We start from the raw sequence: 18,735 nt of genomic DNA on the forward strand, positions 1-18,735 counted from the left end.
ATGCCGCGACGTAACAGATCATCTTGCTCGCGTGACATCAGATCAGCCCCTCCAGCCAGGTGTTCAGGCTACTGAAACCGTCCTGATAAGTTCGATCCAGTTGCAACGGGGTAATCGATACATAACCCTGCATGACCGCATGAAAATCCGTACCGGCACCACCGTCCTCCGCATCGCCAGCAGCAGCGATCCAGTAACCGGCGCGACCACGGGGATCGACGATTTTCACCGGCGCAGCGGCGCGGGCGCGATGGCCCAGGCGGGTCAGTTGAATCCCGCGAATATGATCAAGCGGCAGATTCGGGATATTGACGTTCAGCACTGTGCGCGGCGGCAGGTCCAGTTGCTCGTGGGCCTCAACCAGCAGGCGCGCATAATGCGCCGCGGTCGCGAGGTTGTCCGGCTGACGCGACAGAAACGAAAAGGCAAACGAAGGCCGCTGTAGAAACCGCCCTTCGAGCGCGGCAGCAACCGTGCCGGAATACAGCACATCGTCCCCGAGATTGGCGCCCAGGTTGATGCCCGAGACCACCATGTCCGGCTCGTACTCCAGAAGGCCATTGAGCCCCAGATGCACGCAGTCGGTCGGCGTGCCATTGAGGCCGATGAAGCCATTGGGCAGCGTATGCGGGTGCAACGGCCGGTCGAGCGTCAACGAGCTGCTGGCGCCGCTTTTATCTTGATCGGGAGCGATAACCGCACAGTCGGCATAATCCGCCAGCGCCGCATACAGCGCCGCGAGACCGGGTGCAGTTACCCCATCATCGTTTGAAATCAGAATACGCATGGGCTGTCCGTCTGCCCAACCGGCACCAGATCAACGAGTTCGCGCACCAATACAGTGGCAAAGCATCCGGGCGGAAGGACGAATTCCAGTTGCAAAATGTCAGGCTCGGGATAATGCCACGTCAAACGGCCAATGGGCAGCCGCAGTATGCGACGTTCGTGCTCCATTGCGGCCTTTATCAGCCATTCGCACAGCACCGACTGCTCGGCGGCAATGCGGTTTTCCAGTTCAGCGGTCGCGCCGGACGCCGGAGAAGCCCCTTCACCCCACTGCGGACCGGTCGGATGCAGGTCCAGAATATCGAGCCTGGGATCACTGCATTCGGCAACACCGGCCGGGAAAAAACTGCGGCTATCGGTAAAGGCCAGCAGATCGCCTGGCTGAGCACGCTCCCAACTGCCATCGGCTACACGTGCAGCCAGCACGCGGTTGAACAGATAGCTGCGGGCCGTCGATAACAGCCGCGAACGGACATTGCGCTGCTCCGGCAAGGCCTTGCGCTCGGCGTAAGCGCGAGCCTCACCCAGATTGCCACCTTGGTAGCCAAAGCGCTGGGCACCGAAATAATTGGGGACTCCCTTGCGGGCGATGGACTCCAGACGCTGATTCAGCGCGTCATGATCGGCATTCAATTGGGTCAGACGCAAGGTGAAGCCATTGGCCGCATGGGCGCCGCGCTGCAACTTGCGCTTGTGGCGGCTGCTCTTGAGGATTTGCAGCGTATCGTCCTGCGCCGCCGAAAGATCGGGATCGGCCTTGCCCGGCAATTGCAGGCTGAACCACTGCCGCGTGAGGGCCTGACGATCCTTCAGGCCGGCATAGCTGACGGTGCGCAACGGCACGCCAGCGGCACGAGCCAGACGACGGGCCGCTTCCTCGGTGTTGAGACCGCGTTTCTCGACCCACAGCCACAGATGCTCGCCATCCCCGGACAGCGGAATATCGAGCACTTCATCGACCTGGAAGTCTTCAGCCGTTGCCTTGAGAACAGCGCTGCCCAGCGCCTCACCATAGGCCCGCTGGCCCAGAAGCTCCAGTTCAGTCATGCGCGCAGCAACAGCGCGACGGCATGCACCGCGATGCCTTCTTCACGGCCGACAAAGCCGAGTTTTTCAGTAGTCGTGGCTTTTACGTTCACCTGATCCAGCTCAACCTGAAGATCTGCGGCAATCAGAGCCCGCATGGCATCGATGTGCGGAGCCATCTTCGGCGCCTGGGCCACAATGGTGGCGTCGACATTGCCGACCTTCCAGCCTTTGCCTTGAACCTGCTTGAGCACATGGCGCAGCAGTACACGGCTGTCCGCCCCCTTGAATTGCGGATCAGTGTCTGGAAAGTGCTTGCCGATATCGCCCAGTGCAGCAGCTCCCAGCAAGGCGTCGCTCAGCGCATGCAGCAGAACGTCGCCATCGGAGTGAGCCAGGAGGCCGAAACCGTGTGCAATCCGCACGCCGCCCAAGGTAATGAAATCGCCCTCAGCGAAACGGTGCACATCATAGCCATGGCCAATACGCATAGAAAAACGCCCTGAAAAAAGTCAGGGCGTGATTCTACCTGCTTTGGCGCAAGTTAGGGCCTGTCAGAAATGTCCGAAAAGCGGACAGTCATTCGCTCAGGGCCGCTGCATGGTGGCGCAAGTGATCTTCAATGAAACTGGCAATGAAAAAGTAGCTGTGATCATAGCCAGGCTGCATCCTCAAGGTCAGCGGATGCTGCGCAGTCCTGGCGGCCTGAACCAGGGCTTCGGGCTTGAGTTGATTGACCAGGAAATCATCCCGGTCGCCCTGATCCACCAGGATCGGCAGTTTTTCAGTCGCCTCGGCAATCAGCACCGTGGCATCCCACTCACGCCAGCGTGAACGGTCCTCTCCCAGATAGTGGGAAAAGGCCTTCTGCCCCCAAGGGCAATCGATCGGATTGCTGATCGGCGAAAACGCCGAAACCGACCGGTAGCGCCCCGGATTGCGCAAGGCACAGACCAGAGCCCCGTGACCGCCCATGGAATGGCCGCTGATCCCACGGGCCTGAGAAGCAGGAAAATGCTCCTCGACCAGAGCCGGCAGCTCATCGACCACGTAGTCGTGCATCCGATAGTGCTTGGCCCAGGGTTGCGCGGTGGCATTCAGGTAAAACCCGGCCCCCAGCCCAAAGTCCCAGGCGCCATCGGGATCATCGGGTACATCCGCGCCACGCGGGCTGGTATCAGGTGCAACCAGGATCAACCCCAGTTCGGCGGCAACCCTTTGGGCCGCCGCTTTCTGCATGAAGTTTTCGTCGTTGCAGGTCAGGCCGGACAACCAGTACAGCACAGGTAACTTGCCGCCCTGCTCCGCCTGTGGCGGCAGGTAAACCGCAAACACCATGTCGCAACCCAGCACCGCAGAGTGATGCTTGTAACGCTTGAGCCAGCCGCCGAAGCTTTTCTGGCAGGAAATATTTTCCAGAGTCATAGTCGCACGCTCCTGAGCTTCAAGTTTCAAGCTTTAAGCTGCAAGAAGAGGCCGTACGCTCACTTGCAGCTTTTAGCTTTCAGCTTGAAGCTGCCCCTCAAAAATGAATGACAGAACGAATGCTTTTGCCTTCGTGCATCAGGTCGAATGCCTTGTTGATGTCTTCCAGACCCATGGTGTGGGTGATGAAGGTGTCCAGCGGGATTTCGCCGGTTTGCGACATGTCGACGTAGCTTGGCAACTCGGTACGACCACGTACGCCACCAAATGCCGAACCGCGCCAGACGCGGCCGGTCACCAGCTGGAATGGACGGGTGGAGATTTCCTGGCCGGCACCGGCCACGCCGATGATGACCGACTCCCCCCAGCCCTTGTGGCAGCATTCCAGGGCTGCACGCATCAGTTGCACATTGCCGATGCACTCGAAGGAGAAGTCCACACCGCCATCGGTCATGTCGACGATCACTTCCTGGATCGGACGATCGAAGTCTTTCGGATTGACGCAATCGGTTGCACCCAGCTGTTTGGCGATTTCGAACTTGGCCGGGTTGATGTCGATGGCAATGATGCGCGCAGCCTTGGCCTTGACCGCACCGATAACCGCCGAAAGGCCAATGCCGCCCAGGCCGAAGATCGCTACGGTGTCACCCGGTTTTACCTTCGCGGTATTGAGTACCGCACCGATCCCGGTGGTGACGCCGCAACCCAGCAGGCAGACTTTTTCCAGCGGTGCTTCTTTCTGGATTTTGGCTACCGAGATTTCCGGCAGGACTGTGTATTCGGAAAAGGTCGATGTGCCCATGTAGTGGAAAATCGGCTGACCTTTGTAGGAAAAGCGTGCAGTACCATCCGGCATCAGGCCTTTGCCTTGAGTCGCACGGATCGACTGGCAGAGGTTGGTTTTACCCGACAGACAGAATTTGCACTGGCGGCATTCCGGGGTGTACAGCGGGATCACATGATCACCCACGGCAACCGACGTCACACCTTCACCGATGGCTTCGACAATGGCGCCGCCTTCATGGCCCAGAATCGCCGGGAAGATGCCTTCCGGGTCAGCACCGGAGAGCGTGTAGGCATCGGTGTGGCAAACGCCGGAAGCCACGACACGCAGCAGCACTTCTCCCGCCTTGGGCATGGCGACATCGACTTCAACGATTTCCAATGGCTTCTTGGCTTCAAAGGCAACAGCAGCACGCGACTTGATCATCGATCTTCTCCAGCGAGATAAAAACAAGGTCTGGAGTGTAGTACAGTGCCGTTCAGTTAATAATCCAGACAAAAGCAAAACATTATTGCTGCACAGGGATAATCGATGTACACGAATCGCTGGGAAGGTCTGGATGAATTTGTCGCGGTAGCGGAATGCGGGCAGTTCACTGCGGCAGCCCAACGCCTTGGCGTCTCCTCCTCGCACATCAGTCGCCAGATCGTGCGTCTTGAAGAACGCCTGCAAACCCGTTTGCTGTACCGCAGCACAAGACGTGTAGCCTTGACCGAGGCCGGTCAGACATTTCTGCATCATTGCCAGCGCCTGCAGGATGGGCGTGAAGAAGCACTGCGCGCCGTGGGCGATCTGACCAGCGAGCCGAAAGGCCTGTTACGCATGACGTGCGCCGTGGCCTACGGCGAGCGCTTCATCACACCGCTGGTCACACGCTTCATGGACCTGTATCCGCAACTGCGTGTCGATATCGAGCTGAGCAATGACACCCTGGACCTGGTTCACGAAGGGATGGATCTGGCCATTCGCCTGGGCCGACTACAGGACTCGCGACTTGTCGCCGTGCGGCTTGCGCCACGGCGCATGTACCTGTGCGCGTCGCCGTCTTATCTGGAACGTTACGGTCGGCCTCATAGCCTGTCGGAATTGAGCCGCCATAACTGCCTGATTGGCAGCAGCGACACCTGGCTGCTACAGCAGAACGGGAGAGAGTTTTCGCAACGCATTCAGGGAAACTGGCGCTGCAATAGCGGGCAGGCCGTGCTGAACGCAGCGCTGCATGGCGTCGGCCTGTGTCAGCTTCCGGATTACTACGTGCAGGAACATCTTAAAAGCGGCAGCCTGATTTCCCTGCTGGAAGCGCATCAACCACCCAACACCGCCGTCTGGGCGCTTTACCCGCAGCAGCGCCACCTGTCACCCAAGGTGCGCAAGCTGGTCGATTATTTGAAGGAAGGGTTGGCGATGCGTGAGGAATACAACGCCTAATTGCCCATGGGCCTGCGCTGACGCAACCATTCAAGGTCTTCGGGGCGCGTAACCTTGATGTTATCGGACCGCCCTTCGATCAGACGCGGCGACTGTCCTGCCCACTCGATGGCCGAAGCTTCATCGGTAATGCTGACATTCGACACCTTGCTGTCGGCCAGCGCCCGATGCAAGGCACCCAGCCGAAACATCTGTGGCGTGTAGGCCTGCCAGATCAGGCTACGATCAACGGTTTGCGCGACACGACCATGCTCATCCGCACGCTTGAGGGTATCGCGAGCCGGCACCGCCAGCAGGCCACCCACCGGATCGTCCGCCAGTTCGCCCAGCAGGTTGTCCAGATCGCTGCGCGCAAGGTTCGGGCGCGCTGCATCGTGGACCAGTACCCAGTCGTCATCGCTGGCTCCCTGGGCATGCAGGTGCAACAAGGCATTGAGTACCGAGTCCGACCGTTCCTTGCCGCCATCCACCCGCTGGATACGGGAATCCAGCGCACACGGCAAGGTTGGCCAGTATGGATCGTCCACAGCCAGGCTGATCACCATGCCCTTGAGGCGTGGGTGATCGAGGAAACAAAGCAGGCTGTGTTCAAGAATAGTGAGGCCGCCCAGTTGCAGGTATTGCTTGGGACGGTCTGCTGCCATGCGAGCACCAACGCCCGCCGCAGGAATCACTGCCCAGAAGGCAGGAAGAGAATCTTTCATTGCACCAACGTCATTGCGCCAACTGATAGAGGGTTTCGCCATCCTTGACCATGCCAAGCTCATGGCGGGCACGTTCTTCAACGGTTTCAAGGCCCTTTTTCAGTTCCATGACCTCAGCATCCAGAACGCGGTTTCGTTCAAGCAGAACTTCGTTTTCGGCATGCTGCTCTGCAATTTGCTCGGTCAGGCTGGCCACTTGCGCCAGACTTCCATTACCCACCCACAGGCGATACTGAAGACCACCTAGCAGCAGGATCAGGATGAGGAACAACCAGTTAGGACTGCGCATGAAATATCAGGTACCCAGTAAAAAAGACTGCAGAGCCAACAATATGAACAATCGACTGAGGGCATTGAGCCTGACATAAGCCAGGCTCAATCACTCCTGATTACAGCGGAGCGTCCGCATCAGGGCTGCAAATATGTCGGCATGGCCGGCTTTTTCTACAGCACCCGCTGTCTTTTACCATCTACGACTCAGCCGCGAAACTCTGCACGACCACGGTAAACGGCCTTGCTGCCCAGTTGCTCTTCGATACGCAGCAACTGGTTGTACTTGGAAACGCGGTCGGAGCGGCACAGCGAGCCGGTCTTGATCTGACCAGCCGAAGTACCGACGGCCAGATCGGCAATGGTCGAATCTTCGGTTTCGCCGGAACGGTGCGAGATCACGGCAGTGTAACCGGCAGCCTTGGCCATCTGGATGGCTTCCAGGGTTTCGGTCAGGGTGCCGATCTGGTTGAACTTGATCAGGATCGAGTTGGCGATCTTCTTGTCGATGCCTTCTTTCAGGATCTTGGTGTTGGTCACGAACAGGTCGTCACCGACCAGTTGAACCTTGTCGCCGATCTTGTCGGTCAGGATTTTCCAGCCAGCCCAGTCGGACTCGTCCAGACCGTCTTCGATGGAGATGATCGGGTAACGGTTGGCCAGGCCAGCCAGGTAGTCTGCAAAACCGGCTGCGTCGAAGGAGTGACCTTCGCCCGACAGGTTGTATTTGCCGTCTTCGTAGAACTCGCTCGCTGCACAGTCCAGCGCCAGGGTCACGTCGGTGCCCAGTTTGTAACCGGCATTGGCCACAGCTTCGGAGATGGCGCCCAGGGCGTCTTCGTTGGAAGCCAGGTTAGGTGCGAAACCACCCTCGTCGCCGACTGCAGTGTTCAGGCCACGGGCCTTCAGAACAGCCTTGAGGTGGTGGAAGATCTCGGTGCCCATGCGCAGCGCGTCGGAGAAGGTCTTGGCGCCAACCGGCTGAACCATGAACTCCTGGATGTCGATGTTGTTATCGGCGTGCTCGCCACCGTTGATGATGTTCATCATCGGAACCGGCATCGAGTAGACGCCCGGTGTGCCGTTGAGGTTGGCGATGTGAGCGTAGAGCGGCAGATCCTGATCCTGCGCAGCGGCCTTGGCGGCAGCCAGGGAAACAGCGAGGATGGCGTTGGCGCCCAGGCTTGCCTTGTTCTCGGTACCGTCCAGCGCGATCATCGCCTGATCCAGTGCCTTCTGGTCAACCGGGTCCTTGCCCAGCAGCAGTTCGCGGATCGGACCATTGATGTTGGCTACGGCCTTGAGAACGCCCTTGCCCAGGTAACGGCTCTTGTCGCCATCACGCAGCTCAAGCGCCTCGCGCGAGCCGGTTGAAGCACCCGACGGCGCACAGGCGGTGCCGATGATGCCGTTATCGAGGAGCACATCTGCTTCCACGGTGGGATTGCCACGGGAGTCGAGAACTTCACGACCTTTGATGTCGACGATTTTTGCCATTGTTGTAAACACTCCAAGATTGACGAAAACGACGCAGCTGGGAAAAAACGATTACCGCTGTCAGGCAAGAAACGAGGCAGGCCTGAATGAGACAACCCCCGACACATGGACGGGGGAACGGCACTTTACCGGAGATCCGGACTCAAGCGGTCTCGACTGTCGGAAAACTTTTGACCAGTTCATCCAGAGCCTTGAGCTGAGCCAGAAACGGCTCCAGCTTGTCCAGGCGCAAGGCACAGGGGCCATCGCACTTGGCGTTGTCAGGATCGGGATGCGCTTCAAGGAACAGCCCGGCCAGATTCTGGCTGATGCCGGCCTTGGCCAGCTCCAGAACCTGGGCACGACGGCCACCGGCGGAATCGGCGCGACCACCCGGCATCTGCAGGGAGTGGGTCACGTCGAAGAACACAGGGTAGTCGAACTGTTTCATGATGCCGAAACCGAGCATGTCCACGACCAGGTTGTTGTAACCGAAGCTGGAACCACGCTCGCACAGGATCAACTGATCGTTACCGGCCTCTTCGCACTTGGTCAGGATATGTTTCATTTCCTGAGGCGCAAGGAACTGGGCTTTCTTGATATTGATCACTGCACCGGTCCTGGCCATCGCGACGACCAGATCGGTCTGGCGCGACAGGAAGGCCGGCAACTGGATGATGTCGCAGACTTCGGCAACCACTGCCGCCTGCTCAGGCTCATGCACGTCAGTGATCAGCGGAACATTGAAGGTCTTCTTGATCTCTTCGAAGATCCGCATGCCCGCTTCCAGGCCCGGCCCACGGTAGGACGTTACCGAAGAGCGGTTGGCCTTGTCGAAGCTGGCCTTGAACACGTAAGGGATACCGAGCTTTTCGGTAACCCGTACATATTCCTCACAGACCTGCATGGCCATGTCCCGTGACTCAAGCACGTTCATGCCGCCAAACAAGACCATTGGCTTGTCGTTGGCAATCTCGATGGAGCCTACGCGGATGATTTTCTGAGCCATGTTCTGATATCCCTGTCAGGCGTTCTTCTGATGTTGAGCCAGTGCGGCCTTGACGAAGCCACTGAACAGCGGATGGCCGTCGCGAGGCGTCGAAGTGAACTCCGGGTGGAACTGGCAAGCCACGAACCATGGATGATCCGGTGCTTCAACCACTTCGACCAGCGCGCCGTCACCGGAGCGGCCGGAAATTCTCAGGCCGGCTTCGATCAATTGCGGCAGCAGCTTGTTGTTCACTTCATAACGATGGCGATGGCGCTCGACGATGACGTCTTTGGCATAGCAATCGTGAACCAGGGAGCCGGCTTCAAGCTGGCATTCCTGCGCGCCCAGACGCATGGTGCCGCCCAGGTCGGAAGTTTCGGTACGGGTTTCCACAGCACCGGTAGCATCTTCCCATTCGGTAATCAGACCGACGACAGCGTGAGCGCTGGTGCGGTCGAACTCGGTGGAGTTGGCGTCTTTCCAGCCCAGCACGTTACGGGCGAACTCGATGACGGCCACTTGCATGCCCAGGCAGATACCCAGGTAAGGAACCTTGTTCTCGCGAGCGAACTGCACGGCAGTGATCTTGCCTTCGACACCACGCAGACCGAAACCGCCAGGAACCAGAATCGCGTCCACGCCTTCGAGCAGGCTGGTGCCCTGGTTCTCGATGTCTTCGGAGTCGATGTAACGCAGGTTGACCTTGGTGCGGTTGGTGATACCGGCGTGGCTCATGGCTTCGATCAACGACTTGTAGGCGTCGAGCAGTTCCATGTACTTGCCGACCATCGCGATGGTGACTTCGTGCTCCGGGTTGAGCTTGGCATCGACCACCTTGTCCCATTCGGACAGGTCGGCACCGTTGCATTGCAGGCCGAAACGCTCGACGACGAAATCGTCCAGGCCCTGGGCGTGCAGCATGCCCGGGATCTTGTAGATGGTGTCGGCGTCTTCCAGGGAAATGACCGCACGCTCTTCAACGTTGGTGAACAGCGCGATCTTGCGACGCGAGGACACATCGACGTGATGGTCGGAGCGGCAGATCAGCACGTCAGGCTGCAGGCCGATGGAGCGCAGTTCCTTGACCGAGTGCTGGGTCGGCTTGGTCTTGGTTTCGCCGGCAGTGGCGATGTAGGGAACCAGCGTCAGGTGCATCAACATGGCGCGCTTGGCACCGATCTCGACGCGCAACTGGCGGATGGCTTCCAGGAAAGGTTGCGATTCGATGTCACCCACGGTGCCGCCGATCTCGACCAGCGCGACGTCGGCATCACCGGCGCCCTTGATGATACGGCGCTTGATTTCGTCGGTGATGTGCGGAATGACCTGAATGGTCGCGCCCAGATAATCACCACGGCGCTCTTTGCGCAGGACGTGTTCGTACACACGGCCAGTGGTGAAGTTGTTGTTCTGGGTCATGGTAGTGCGGATGAACCGCTCATAGTGGCCAAGGTCCAGGTCGGTTTCGGCGCCGTCGTGGGTAACGAACACTTCACCGTGCTGGAAAGGACTCATGGTCCCTGGGTCCACGTTGATGTAGGGGTCCAGCTTGAGCATGGTGACCTTAAGTCCCCTCGCCTCCAGGATGGCCGCCAATGAAGCCGAGGCAATGCCTTTCCCCAATGAAGAAACAACACCGCCCGTGACGAAGATGTAGCGCGTCATGAAAAACCCTAGAAGTCTGCGTTAAAGCGGTCAGAGCCGCCGGGGAAAGCGAAGGAAGGCCGAAGCCCCCGATTACCGACAAAATTCACGGTGCACTCCCGAAACTGCTGCGTTTGAACCGACATGCCAGAAGCTTGTCCATTGGCGCCACATTTTAAGAATCGCCCAGTAAACACTGGTTGGTAACCGGCAACTTGCGTTGGTTCAAAAGAGCCAACAGAAGCTGTATCAAGAAGGGAGCGTAGTCTACCTGAAAGGGCCTTTCAGCTCAAACATTGGTCGCTCGTCGGTGCAATCCAGTGCAATCGCCAGTTTCCATGGGACGCGCCGTCCAGCCCCGGCAGGTTGGCGACGGCCAACAATTGATCATTACGATAGAGCAGCGGCAATCTGCCGCGCACGAACAGCGGCACGCCACGTTCATTGAGCAAGCGCTTGAGATCGCGATGGCCACGGCCTTGTAGCTGCATGATTTCACCGCCCTGGCGATAGCGGATCTGCAGAGGACCAAGGGGGCTGTCGCCTTCGATACTGACGTGACCGTTACCGGGCAGACTCAATGAACCGGATGCATCAAACCAGAGCGGCATCGCCTCAGGAGATTGCAACCAGCTCCCCGACAGCCACCAGATATGCCCTTCGGCCCGATGCAACTCACCGTCGGCCAGTCGCCATGAGGGTCGTGCGCCTTCCGCCGCATTGCACAAGGTTTCCCAGCCAGCCCAGTGATCGGTATCCGGCAGACGAGTCAGCGGCGCAAGCCAGTGGCGAAGCGCATTGCGCTGCCGGGCGACGGACAAATCGGCCAGAGGCCCCAGGGCCAATACCGGCATACCCAGCCACGCAAAGGATGTGGTTGGCCGGGCACTGGCCAGATCCTGCTCCGCCAGCTCTCCCAGCAACTGCTCCGCCTCACCCATATGCTCGGCGGTACGCGCCATACTCGTGGACACTTGCGGCCAGCGCGAAGCCAGCAACGGCATGACCTGCTTGCGCAGGAAATTTCGGGAGAGTTGCTGATCCTCGTTACTCGGATCTTCAACCCAGCTCAGGCCATGCTGTTGCGCATAGCCTTCCAGTTCGGCACGGGAAACCGACAGCAGCGGCCGCAACATCTGCCCTTTACCGACGGCCCGATGCAACGGCATGCAGGCAAGCCCCCGAACACCGGCACCTCGCAACAGACGAAACATCAATGTTTCGGCCTGATCGTCACGATGCTGCGCCGTCAGCAACAGATCGCCCTCGCCCAGTAACTCAATGAAAGCGGCATAGCGTGCCTCACGGGCCGCCTGCTCGATGCTTGCGCCAGGCTTCACCTGCACCGCCACACTCTGAAAGGGAACGCCCAGTTTCAGGCACACTTGCCGACAATGCTCCGGCCACACATCGGCAGCCTCTTGCAGGCCGTGGTGAACATGAATGGCATTAAGTGGCGGCAAGTTCGCGCGCGTGGCGAGTTCAGCCAGCAGATGCAGCAATACAGTGGAATCCAGACCGCCGGAGAAACCGACATGCCAGACAGGCGCGTGACGCCAGGGGGCCAGGACTTGAAGCAGTCTGGCGGGGAGATCGTGACCGTCATGCTTGTACACAGAAAGGTCGCAGCCCTGTAGGAGCGGATTTATCCGCGAAAGAGCAGCATTCCCGATACGACGCTTTTCGCGAATGAATTCGCTCCTGCGGGAAACAGGAGCGGATTCATCCGCAAAGAAAGCAACGCTATATCAGAGGCCGTAGCTCATCAGGCGCTCATAACGACGTGCCAACAGGGCATCGTTATCCAGCTTCTTGAGCATCGCCAACTGGCTGCTCAACTCTGCACGAATGGTGGCAGACGCAGCAGCCGGGTCGCGGTGCGCGCCGCCCAGAGGCTCGCTGATCACTTTATCAACGATACCCAGGCCTTTCAGGCGCTCAGCGGTGATGCCCATGGCCTCGGCAGCATCCGGAGCCTTCTCGGCAGTCTTCCACAGGATCGACGCACAGCCTTCCGGGGAAATAACCGCATAGGTCGAATATTGCAGCATGTTCAACTGGTCGCAGACACCAATGGCCAGCGCACCACCGGAACCGCCTTCACCGATAACGGTAGCGATGATCGGCGTCTTCAGACGCGCCATGACACGCAGGTTCCAGGCAATGGCTTCGCTCTGGTTGCGCTCTTCGGCGTCGATGCCCGGATAGGCACCCGGTGTGTCGATGAAGGTCAGGATCGGCATCTTGAAACGCTCGGCCATTTCCATCAGACGGCAGGCCTTGCGATAGCCTTCAGGACGCGGCATACCGAAGTTGCGGCGCACCTTTTCACGGACTTCACGGCCTTTCTGGTGACCGATCACCATGACAGGCTGGTCTTCCAGGCGAGCAATACCACCAACAATGGCAGCGTCATCGGAGAAGTGACGATCACCGTGCAACTCATCGAACTCGGTGAAGATGTGTTCGATGTAGTCCAGGGTGTAAGGACGACGTGGGTGACGCGCCATACGCGCAATCTGCCAACTGGTCAGATTTCCGAAAATGCTTTCGGTGAGCGTATTGCTCTTGTCTTGCAGCCGGGAGATTTCATCGCTGATGTTCAGCGAGTTGTCATTACCGACCAAGCGCAGTTCTTCGATCTTGGCTTGCAAGTCAGCGATAGGCTGTTCGAAATCAAGAAAATTCGGGTTCATAGGCATCCGTCTTGGGTCGACGGCCAAGAGGCCGGCCGGTTGTCCGTCAGCGCCCTGCTCCGTGGAAAGGGCGCATTCCGGTCGAGATTAAAAGTTCAGGCTGAGCCTAGTCGTTCAGCGATACTGGAGAAAGACGTTCTCACGTCCGAACTGGTCACGCAGAGCTTGAATCAAGCTATCTGCCGGATCAATTCGCCACTCCTCGCCAAACTGCAATAATGCCTTGGCATCAGGCCCCGTGTAGTCCAGCGTGATAGGGCACGCTCCCCGGTGACGCTTGCACAGATCACCGAGCCAGCGCAGCCGGTCGCCCTTGAGCGCATCGCAATGCACGGTCAGGCGCAGGCTTTCTGCCAGGTTAGTACGCGCATCCTCGATGCTCATGACCCGCTTGGCACGCAGGCGCAGACCACCGGAAAAATCGTCATTGCTGATTTCGCCTTCGACTACCACCATAGCATCGGTCTGCAAAAGCGATTGCGCCGAATGGAACGCTTCGGCGAACAGTGAAGCTTCAATACGCGCAGAGCGGTCGTCCAGGGTAATGAACCCCATCTTGTCGCCCTTCTTGTTCTTCATGACCCGCAGGGCAATGATCAGCCCCGCTATCGTCTGAGTATCGCGTGCCGGCTTGAGGTCGATGATCCGCTGGCGGGCGAAACGTCGAATCTCGCCTTCGTATTCATCGATAGGATGCCCGGTCAGGTAAAGCCCCAGGGTTTCCTTCTCGCCACGCAACCGGTCCTTGAGGCTAAGCTCGCGGGTCTTGCGATGGTTGGCATAGACATCGGCATCTTCTTCGACGAACAGGCCGCCGAACAGGTCCGAGTGCCCGCTGTCACGGCTGCGCGCAGTCTGCTCGGCAGCCTGTATCGCCTCTTCGAGGGCCGCCAGCAACACCGAACGGTTACGATCGATATTGGCCTGATAGGCCTTGGGTTCCTGCTCGAAATAGGGACCGAGACGATCCAGCGCACCACTGCGAATCAGGCCGTCCAGAGTCCGCTTGTTGACGCGCTTGAGGTCGACGCGAGCACAGAAATCGAACAGGTCCTTGAACGGCCCCGCCGCACGGGCCTCGGTAATGGCCTCGACCGGCCCTTCACCCACGCCCTTGATCGCACCCAGCCCGTACAGAATCCGGCCATCGTCGCTGACCGTGAACTTGAACTCCGAAATGTTCACGTCCGGCGCATCGAGGCGCAATTTCATGGTCCGCACTTCTTCGATCAAGGTCACGACCTTGTCGGTGTTGTGCATATCCGCAGACAACACGGCCGCCATGAAAGGCGCCGGGTAGTGGGTCTTCAGCCATGCGGTCTGATACGATACAAGGCCGTAGGCAGCGGAGTGGGACTTGTTGAAACCGTAACCGGCGAATTTTTCCACCAGGTCGAAAATGTTACCCGCAAGGTCCGGGTCGATATTGTTGGTCTTGCAACCTTCAATGAAGCCGCCGCGCTGCTTGGCCATTTCCTCGGGTTTCTTCTTACCCATCGCACGACGCAGCATGTCTGCACCACCGAGGGTATAACCCGCCATGACCTGAGCGATCTGCATCACCTGTTCCTGATACAGGATGATGCCGTAGGTGGGCGCCAGTACCGGCTTGAGGCCTTCATACTGGTAATCGACGTGGGGGTAGGACAACTCCGCACGACCGTGTTTACGGTTGATGAAGTCATCCACCATCCCGGACTGCAAAGGCCCCGGACGGAACAGGGCCACCAGTGCGATCAAGTCTTCCAGGCAGTCGGGCTTGAGCTTCTTGATCAGCTCTTTCATGCCGCGGGATTCAAGCTGGAATACCGCAGTGGTCTCTGCCCGCTGCAACAGCTGGTAGGTCGGCATGTCATCGAGCGGGATGAAAGCGATGTCCAGCGGCTCTTCGTTGACCTTGGCGCGGTCACGGTTGATGGTCTTGAGCGCCCAGTCGATGATGGTCAGGGTCCGCAGACCGAGGAAGTCGAACTTCACCAGCCCCGCAGCCTCGACATCGTCCTTGTCGAACTGGGTTACCAGACCGTCGCCCGCCTCGTCGCAATAGATCGGCGAGAAGTCGGTCAGCTTGGTCGGTGCAATAACCACGCCCCCGGCGTGCTTGCCGACGTTACGCACAACGCCTTCAAGCTTGAGGGCCATCTCCCAGATTTCAGCCGCTTCTTCATCGACCTTGAGGAAGTCGCGCAGGATCTCTTCCTGCTCGAAAGCTTTCTCCAGTGTCATGCCGACTTCAAACGGAATCATTTTCGACAGACGATCAGCCAGGCCGTAGGACTTGCCCTGCACCCGCGCCACGTCACGCACCACAGCCTTGGCGGCCATGGAACCGAAGGTAATGATCTGGCTTACTGCATTGCGGCCATATTTCTCGGCCACATAGTCGATCACCCGGTCGCGACCATCCATGCAGAAGTCGACGTCGAAGTCGGGCATCGATACCCGTTCCGGGTTGAGGAAGCGCTCGAACAGCAGGTCGTATTCCAGCGGGTCGAGGTCCGTGATCTTCTGCACATAAGCCACCAGCGACCCGGCACCCGACCCACGTCCCGGACCAACCGGCACGCCGTTGTTCTTGGCCCACTGGATAAAGTCCATAACGATCAGGAAGTAACCGGGGAACCCCATCTGGATAATGATATCCAGCTCGAAATTCAGCCGGTCGACATAGACCTGGCGCTTGGCTTCATAATCTTCGGTCGTGTCCCTGGGGAGCAGAACAGCCAGACGCTCTTCCAGCCCCTCGAACGACACCTTGCGGAAATACTCGTCGATGGTCATGCCATCGGGAATCGGGAAGTTGGGCAGGAAGTGCGTGCCCAGCTTGACGTCGATATTGCAGCGTTTGGCGATTTCTACGGTGTTTTCCAGCGCTTCGGGCAGGTCGCTGAACAGCTCGGTCATTTCCTCGGGGCTTTTCAGATACTGCTGATCGCTGTAGTTGTGCGAACGACGCGGATCATCCAGCGCCCGGCCTTCGCCAATGCATACGCGGGTTTCGTGCGCTTCGAAATCAGTCTGTTTGATGAAGCGCACATCGTTGGTCGCAACCAGTGGTGCGCCGTGACGATCGGCCAGAGCAACGGCAGCATGCAGATGCTCTTCATCGTTGGTGCGGTTGGTGCGCTGCAACTCGACGTAGAAGCGGTCGGGAAACACCGTCATCCACCAGCGCAGCAACTCATCAGCCTCGCCCGGATTACCGCCGAGCAGAGCCATGCCGATCTCACCCTCTTTGGCGGCCGACAGGGCAATCAGCCCTTCATTGGCTTCGGCAACCCATTCACGTTCGACGATGATCAGCCCGTTGCGCTGACCTTCGATAAAGCCTCGGGAAATCAGTTCGGTCAGGTTGCGATAGCCCTGGGGATTCATCACCAACAGGCTGATACGGCTGAGCTGGGCATCTTCGTCCCTGCCTGCCAGCCACAGGTCGGCACCACAGATCGGCTTGATCCCGGCGCCCTGCGCCGCTTTGTAGAACTTGACCAGCGAACACATGTTGTTCTGATCGGTCACCGCCACGGCAGGCATATTCATGCCGGTCAGAGCCTTGATCAGTGGCTTGACCCGGACCAGACCATCGACCAGTGAGTATTCGGTGTGCAGGCGTAGATGAACGAAAGAAGCCGGCATGGTGATCCTATAGCGCGAAAACACAAAAAACGAAGGTCAGGATTGTAGCGAGCCTTGGCCGATACGTCAGTCCTGCAAAAACCCGTTCGGGCGCAAGGACGAAGCGCTCGACAAGACTTCACGCGCTTCCCAGGCGGCACGAACCGGCCCGAAGGAGCGCCGGTGAATCGGCGTCGGCCCAAGGCGGGCCAGGGCTTCCAGATGAACCGGTGTTGGATAGCCTTTGTGCCCGCCCATGCCATAACCGGGATACATCAGCTCGAAAGCGGCCATTTCGCGATCACGGGTGACTTTGGCCAGAATCGATGCAGCGGCAATAGCCGGCACTTTTGCATCGCCCTGAACCACTGGCGCACAGGGGACCGATAATTTCGGGCAACGATTGCCATCGATCAGCGCCAGCCTGGGCGTGATGCTCAGACCTTCCACTGCCCGCTTCATGGCCAGCATGGTCGCATGCAGGATATTAAGCTCGTCGATTTCGTGGACTTCGGCCCGGGCAATGAACCAGCACAGGGCTTTCTCGCGAATCTCGTCGTAAAGCTTCTCGCGACGGGCTTCGGTGAGTTTCTTGGAGTCATTGAGGCCCAGTATCGGACGGGCAGGATCGAGGATGACTGCCGCCGTCACCACGTCGCCGCACAGCGGACCACGGCCGACTTCGTCGACACCCGCAACCAGATCCTCGACCAGATTGAAATCCAAACCTATTTGCATTGATCGAGAACTCACAGTGAAGGCGAATGGCCAAGCAGGCTCAGTACCGCATCGGCAGCCTGATTGGAGGCGTCACGGCGCAGGATACGGTGAATTTCATCAAAGCCCTCGGTCTGCACCTGCCCATTGTCGAGCAGCGGCAGCAACGTCCGGGCCAGCGCCTCGGGGGTTGCGGCATCCTGCAACAACTCAGGCACCAGCAGACGCTGAGCCAGCAGGTTCGGCAGGGAAACGTAAGGACTTTTGACCAGCCGCTTGAGTATCCAGAAAGTCAGCGGCGCCAGACGGTAGGCAACCACCATCGGCCGCTTGTACAACAAGGCTTCCAGAGTCGCGGTACCGGAAGCGATAAGTACCGCATCGCAGGCCGCCAATGCGGTATGGGAGCCGCCATCGAGCAGCGTGACAGGCAGATCACGGCCTTGCAGCAATTGCTCGACCTGCGCCCGCCGCTGAGGGCTCGCGCAAGGCAGGACGAAACGTAAATCGGGACGCTGGGCCAGAAGACGTTCGGCAGTCTCGAAGAACAGGCTTCCCAGGCGACCGACTTCACCGCCACGACTGCCGGGCATAAGCGCAACCACCGGGCCGTCACCCAGGCCAAGTTCGGCGCGGGCAGCCGGACGATCGGACTCAAGAGGGATCGTATCGGCCAGAGGATGCCCGACAAAACGTACCGGCACGCCCTTCTCTTCATAGAAACGGGCTTCAAACGGCAGAAGGGTCAACATCAGATCGCAGCCTTCACGAATCTTCAGGACACGCTTCTGCCGCCAGGCCCATACCGAAGGGCTGACGTAATGCACGGTCTTGATCCCGGCACGCCGTAGCTGGAGTTCGATATTGAGCGTGAAATCAGGTGCATCGATGCCGATGAATACATCAGGCTTTTCTTCGATGAGCGTCTGAACCAGCAGCTTGCGTCGGGCCAGCAACTCTCGCAGACGGCCAAGCACTTCCACCAGCCCCATGACCGACAGGCGTTCCATAGGGAAGCTGGAGACCATGCCCTCGGCTTCCATCAACGGCCCACCGACACCGATGAACTCGACATCGGGATGGCGCGCCTTGATGGCACGCATCAGTCCCGAACCAAGAATGTCGCCGGATGCCTCTCCAGCAACCAGCGCAATGCGTAGTAAGCCAGCCATG

The 18,735-nt window shown here is 58.9% G+C and carries 16 protein-coding genes; 1 reads left to right on the forward strand and 15 read right to left on the reverse strand.

Features of this window, described 5'->3' with window-relative positions; genetic code table 11:
* Positions 1–37: 37 nt before the first annotated feature.
* The 5 genes from surE to Q6A51_RS13620 form a co-directional block, all read right to left on the reverse strand.
* On the reverse strand, positions 38–787 hold the full coding sequence (gene surE, locus Q6A51_RS13600; protein WP_201017877.1) for a 5'/3'-nucleotidase SurE: 750 nt from the start codon (positions 785–787) through the stop codon (positions 38–40).
* Positions 775–1,833 (reverse strand): tRNA pseudouridine(13) synthase TruD, encoded by a 1,059-nt coding sequence (gene truD / locus Q6A51_RS13605; RefSeq protein WP_201017878.1) that lies wholly within the window; start codon positions 1,831–1,833, stop codon positions 775–777. The genes surE and truD overlap by 13 nt, the downstream gene beginning before the upstream one ends.
* Positions 1,830–2,303 (reverse strand): 2-C-methyl-D-erythritol 2,4-cyclodiphosphate synthase, encoded by a 474-nt coding sequence (ispF, locus tag Q6A51_RS13610; RefSeq protein ID WP_025258969.1) that lies wholly within the window; start codon positions 2,301–2,303, stop codon positions 1,830–1,832. Before ispF ends, truD begins: the two co-directional genes overlap by 4 nt.
* A gap of 88 nt (positions 2,304–2,391) precedes the next feature.
* Positions 2,392–3,237: an S-formylglutathione hydrolase gene (fghA, locus tag Q6A51_RS13615; protein WP_201017879.1), complete on the reverse strand. Its 846-nt coding sequence runs from the start codon at positions 3,235–3,237 to the stop codon at positions 2,392–2,394.
* Positions 3,238–3,334: 97 nt separating this feature from the next.
* Positions 3,335–4,447 (reverse strand): S-(hydroxymethyl)glutathione dehydrogenase/class III alcohol dehydrogenase, encoded by a 1,113-nt coding sequence (locus Q6A51_RS13620; protein ID WP_201017880.1) that lies wholly within the window; start codon positions 4,445–4,447, stop codon positions 3,335–3,337.
* Between the two features lie 105 nt (positions 4,448–4,552).
* Between Q6A51_RS13620 and Q6A51_RS13625 the strand changes: the two genes are divergently transcribed.
* Entirely contained in the window at positions 4,553–5,449 is an 897-nt protein-coding gene (locus Q6A51_RS13625; protein ID WP_201003549.1) for a LysR substrate-binding domain-containing protein, read from the forward strand.
* Here the strand turns inward: Q6A51_RS13625 and ispD are convergent.
* From ispD to lpxB, 10 genes are all read right to left on the reverse strand, one after another.
* On the reverse strand, positions 5,446–6,153 hold the full coding sequence (gene ispD, locus Q6A51_RS13630; protein ID WP_201017881.1) for a 2-C-methyl-D-erythritol 4-phosphate cytidylyltransferase: 708 nt from the start codon (positions 6,151–6,153) through the stop codon (positions 5,446–5,448). The genes Q6A51_RS13625 and ispD overlap by 4 nt on opposite strands.
* Positions 6,154–6,163: 10 nt before the next feature.
* Positions 6,164–6,442 (reverse strand): cell division protein FtsB, encoded by a 279-nt coding sequence (ftsB, locus tag Q6A51_RS13635; protein WP_025258964.1) that lies wholly within the window; start codon positions 6,440–6,442, stop codon positions 6,164–6,166.
* Between the two features lie 188 nt (positions 6,443–6,630).
* A complete protein-coding gene (eno, locus tag Q6A51_RS13640) occupies positions 6,631–7,920 on the reverse strand; it encodes a phosphopyruvate hydratase (RefSeq protein ID WP_201003553.1) in 1,290 nt (429 codons plus the stop codon).
* Positions 7,921–8,062: 142 nt separating this feature from the next.
* Entirely contained in the window at positions 8,063–8,908 is an 846-nt protein-coding gene (gene kdsA, locus Q6A51_RS13645; protein WP_201003555.1) for a 3-deoxy-8-phosphooctulonate synthase, read from the reverse strand.
* Between the two features lie 15 nt (positions 8,909–8,923).
* Positions 8,924–10,555 (reverse strand): CTP synthase, encoded by a 1,632-nt coding sequence (locus Q6A51_RS13650; RefSeq protein WP_201017882.1) that lies wholly within the window; start codon positions 10,553–10,555, stop codon positions 8,924–8,926.
* A 263-nt stretch (positions 10,556–10,818) separates the two neighbouring features.
* Positions 10,819–12,150: a tRNA lysidine(34) synthetase TilS gene (tilS, locus tag Q6A51_RS13655; protein WP_304575009.1), complete on the reverse strand. Its 1,332-nt coding sequence runs from the start codon at positions 12,148–12,150 to the stop codon at positions 10,819–10,821.
* 132 nt (positions 12,151–12,282) lie between these two features.
* Entirely contained in the window at positions 12,283–13,230 is a 948-nt protein-coding gene (locus Q6A51_RS13660) for an acetyl-CoA carboxylase carboxyltransferase subunit alpha (RefSeq protein ID WP_201003561.1), read from the reverse strand.
* A gap of 114 nt (positions 13,231–13,344) precedes the next feature.
* Positions 13,345–16,866, reverse strand: a complete 3,522-nt coding sequence (gene dnaE / locus Q6A51_RS13665; protein ID WP_304575010.1) for a DNA polymerase III subunit alpha — start codon at positions 16,864–16,866, stop codon at positions 13,345–13,347.
* Between the two features lie 66 nt (positions 16,867–16,932).
* A complete protein-coding gene (rnhB, locus tag Q6A51_RS13670; RefSeq protein WP_201017885.1) occupies positions 16,933–17,583 on the reverse strand; it encodes a ribonuclease HII in 651 nt (216 codons plus the stop codon).
* 11 nt (positions 17,584–17,594) lie between these two features.
* Complete coding sequence (gene lpxB / locus Q6A51_RS13675) at positions 17,595–18,734, reverse strand: lipid-A-disaccharide synthase (protein WP_201017886.1); 1,140 nt, start codon at positions 18,732–18,734, stop codon at positions 17,595–17,597.
* Position 18,735: the final 1 nt, after the last annotated feature.

This window comes from Pseudomonas serbiensis, assembly GCF_030580745.1.
Lineage (GTDB): Bacteria > Pseudomonadota > Gammaproteobacteria > Pseudomonadales > Pseudomonadaceae > Aquipseudomonas > Aquipseudomonas serbiensis.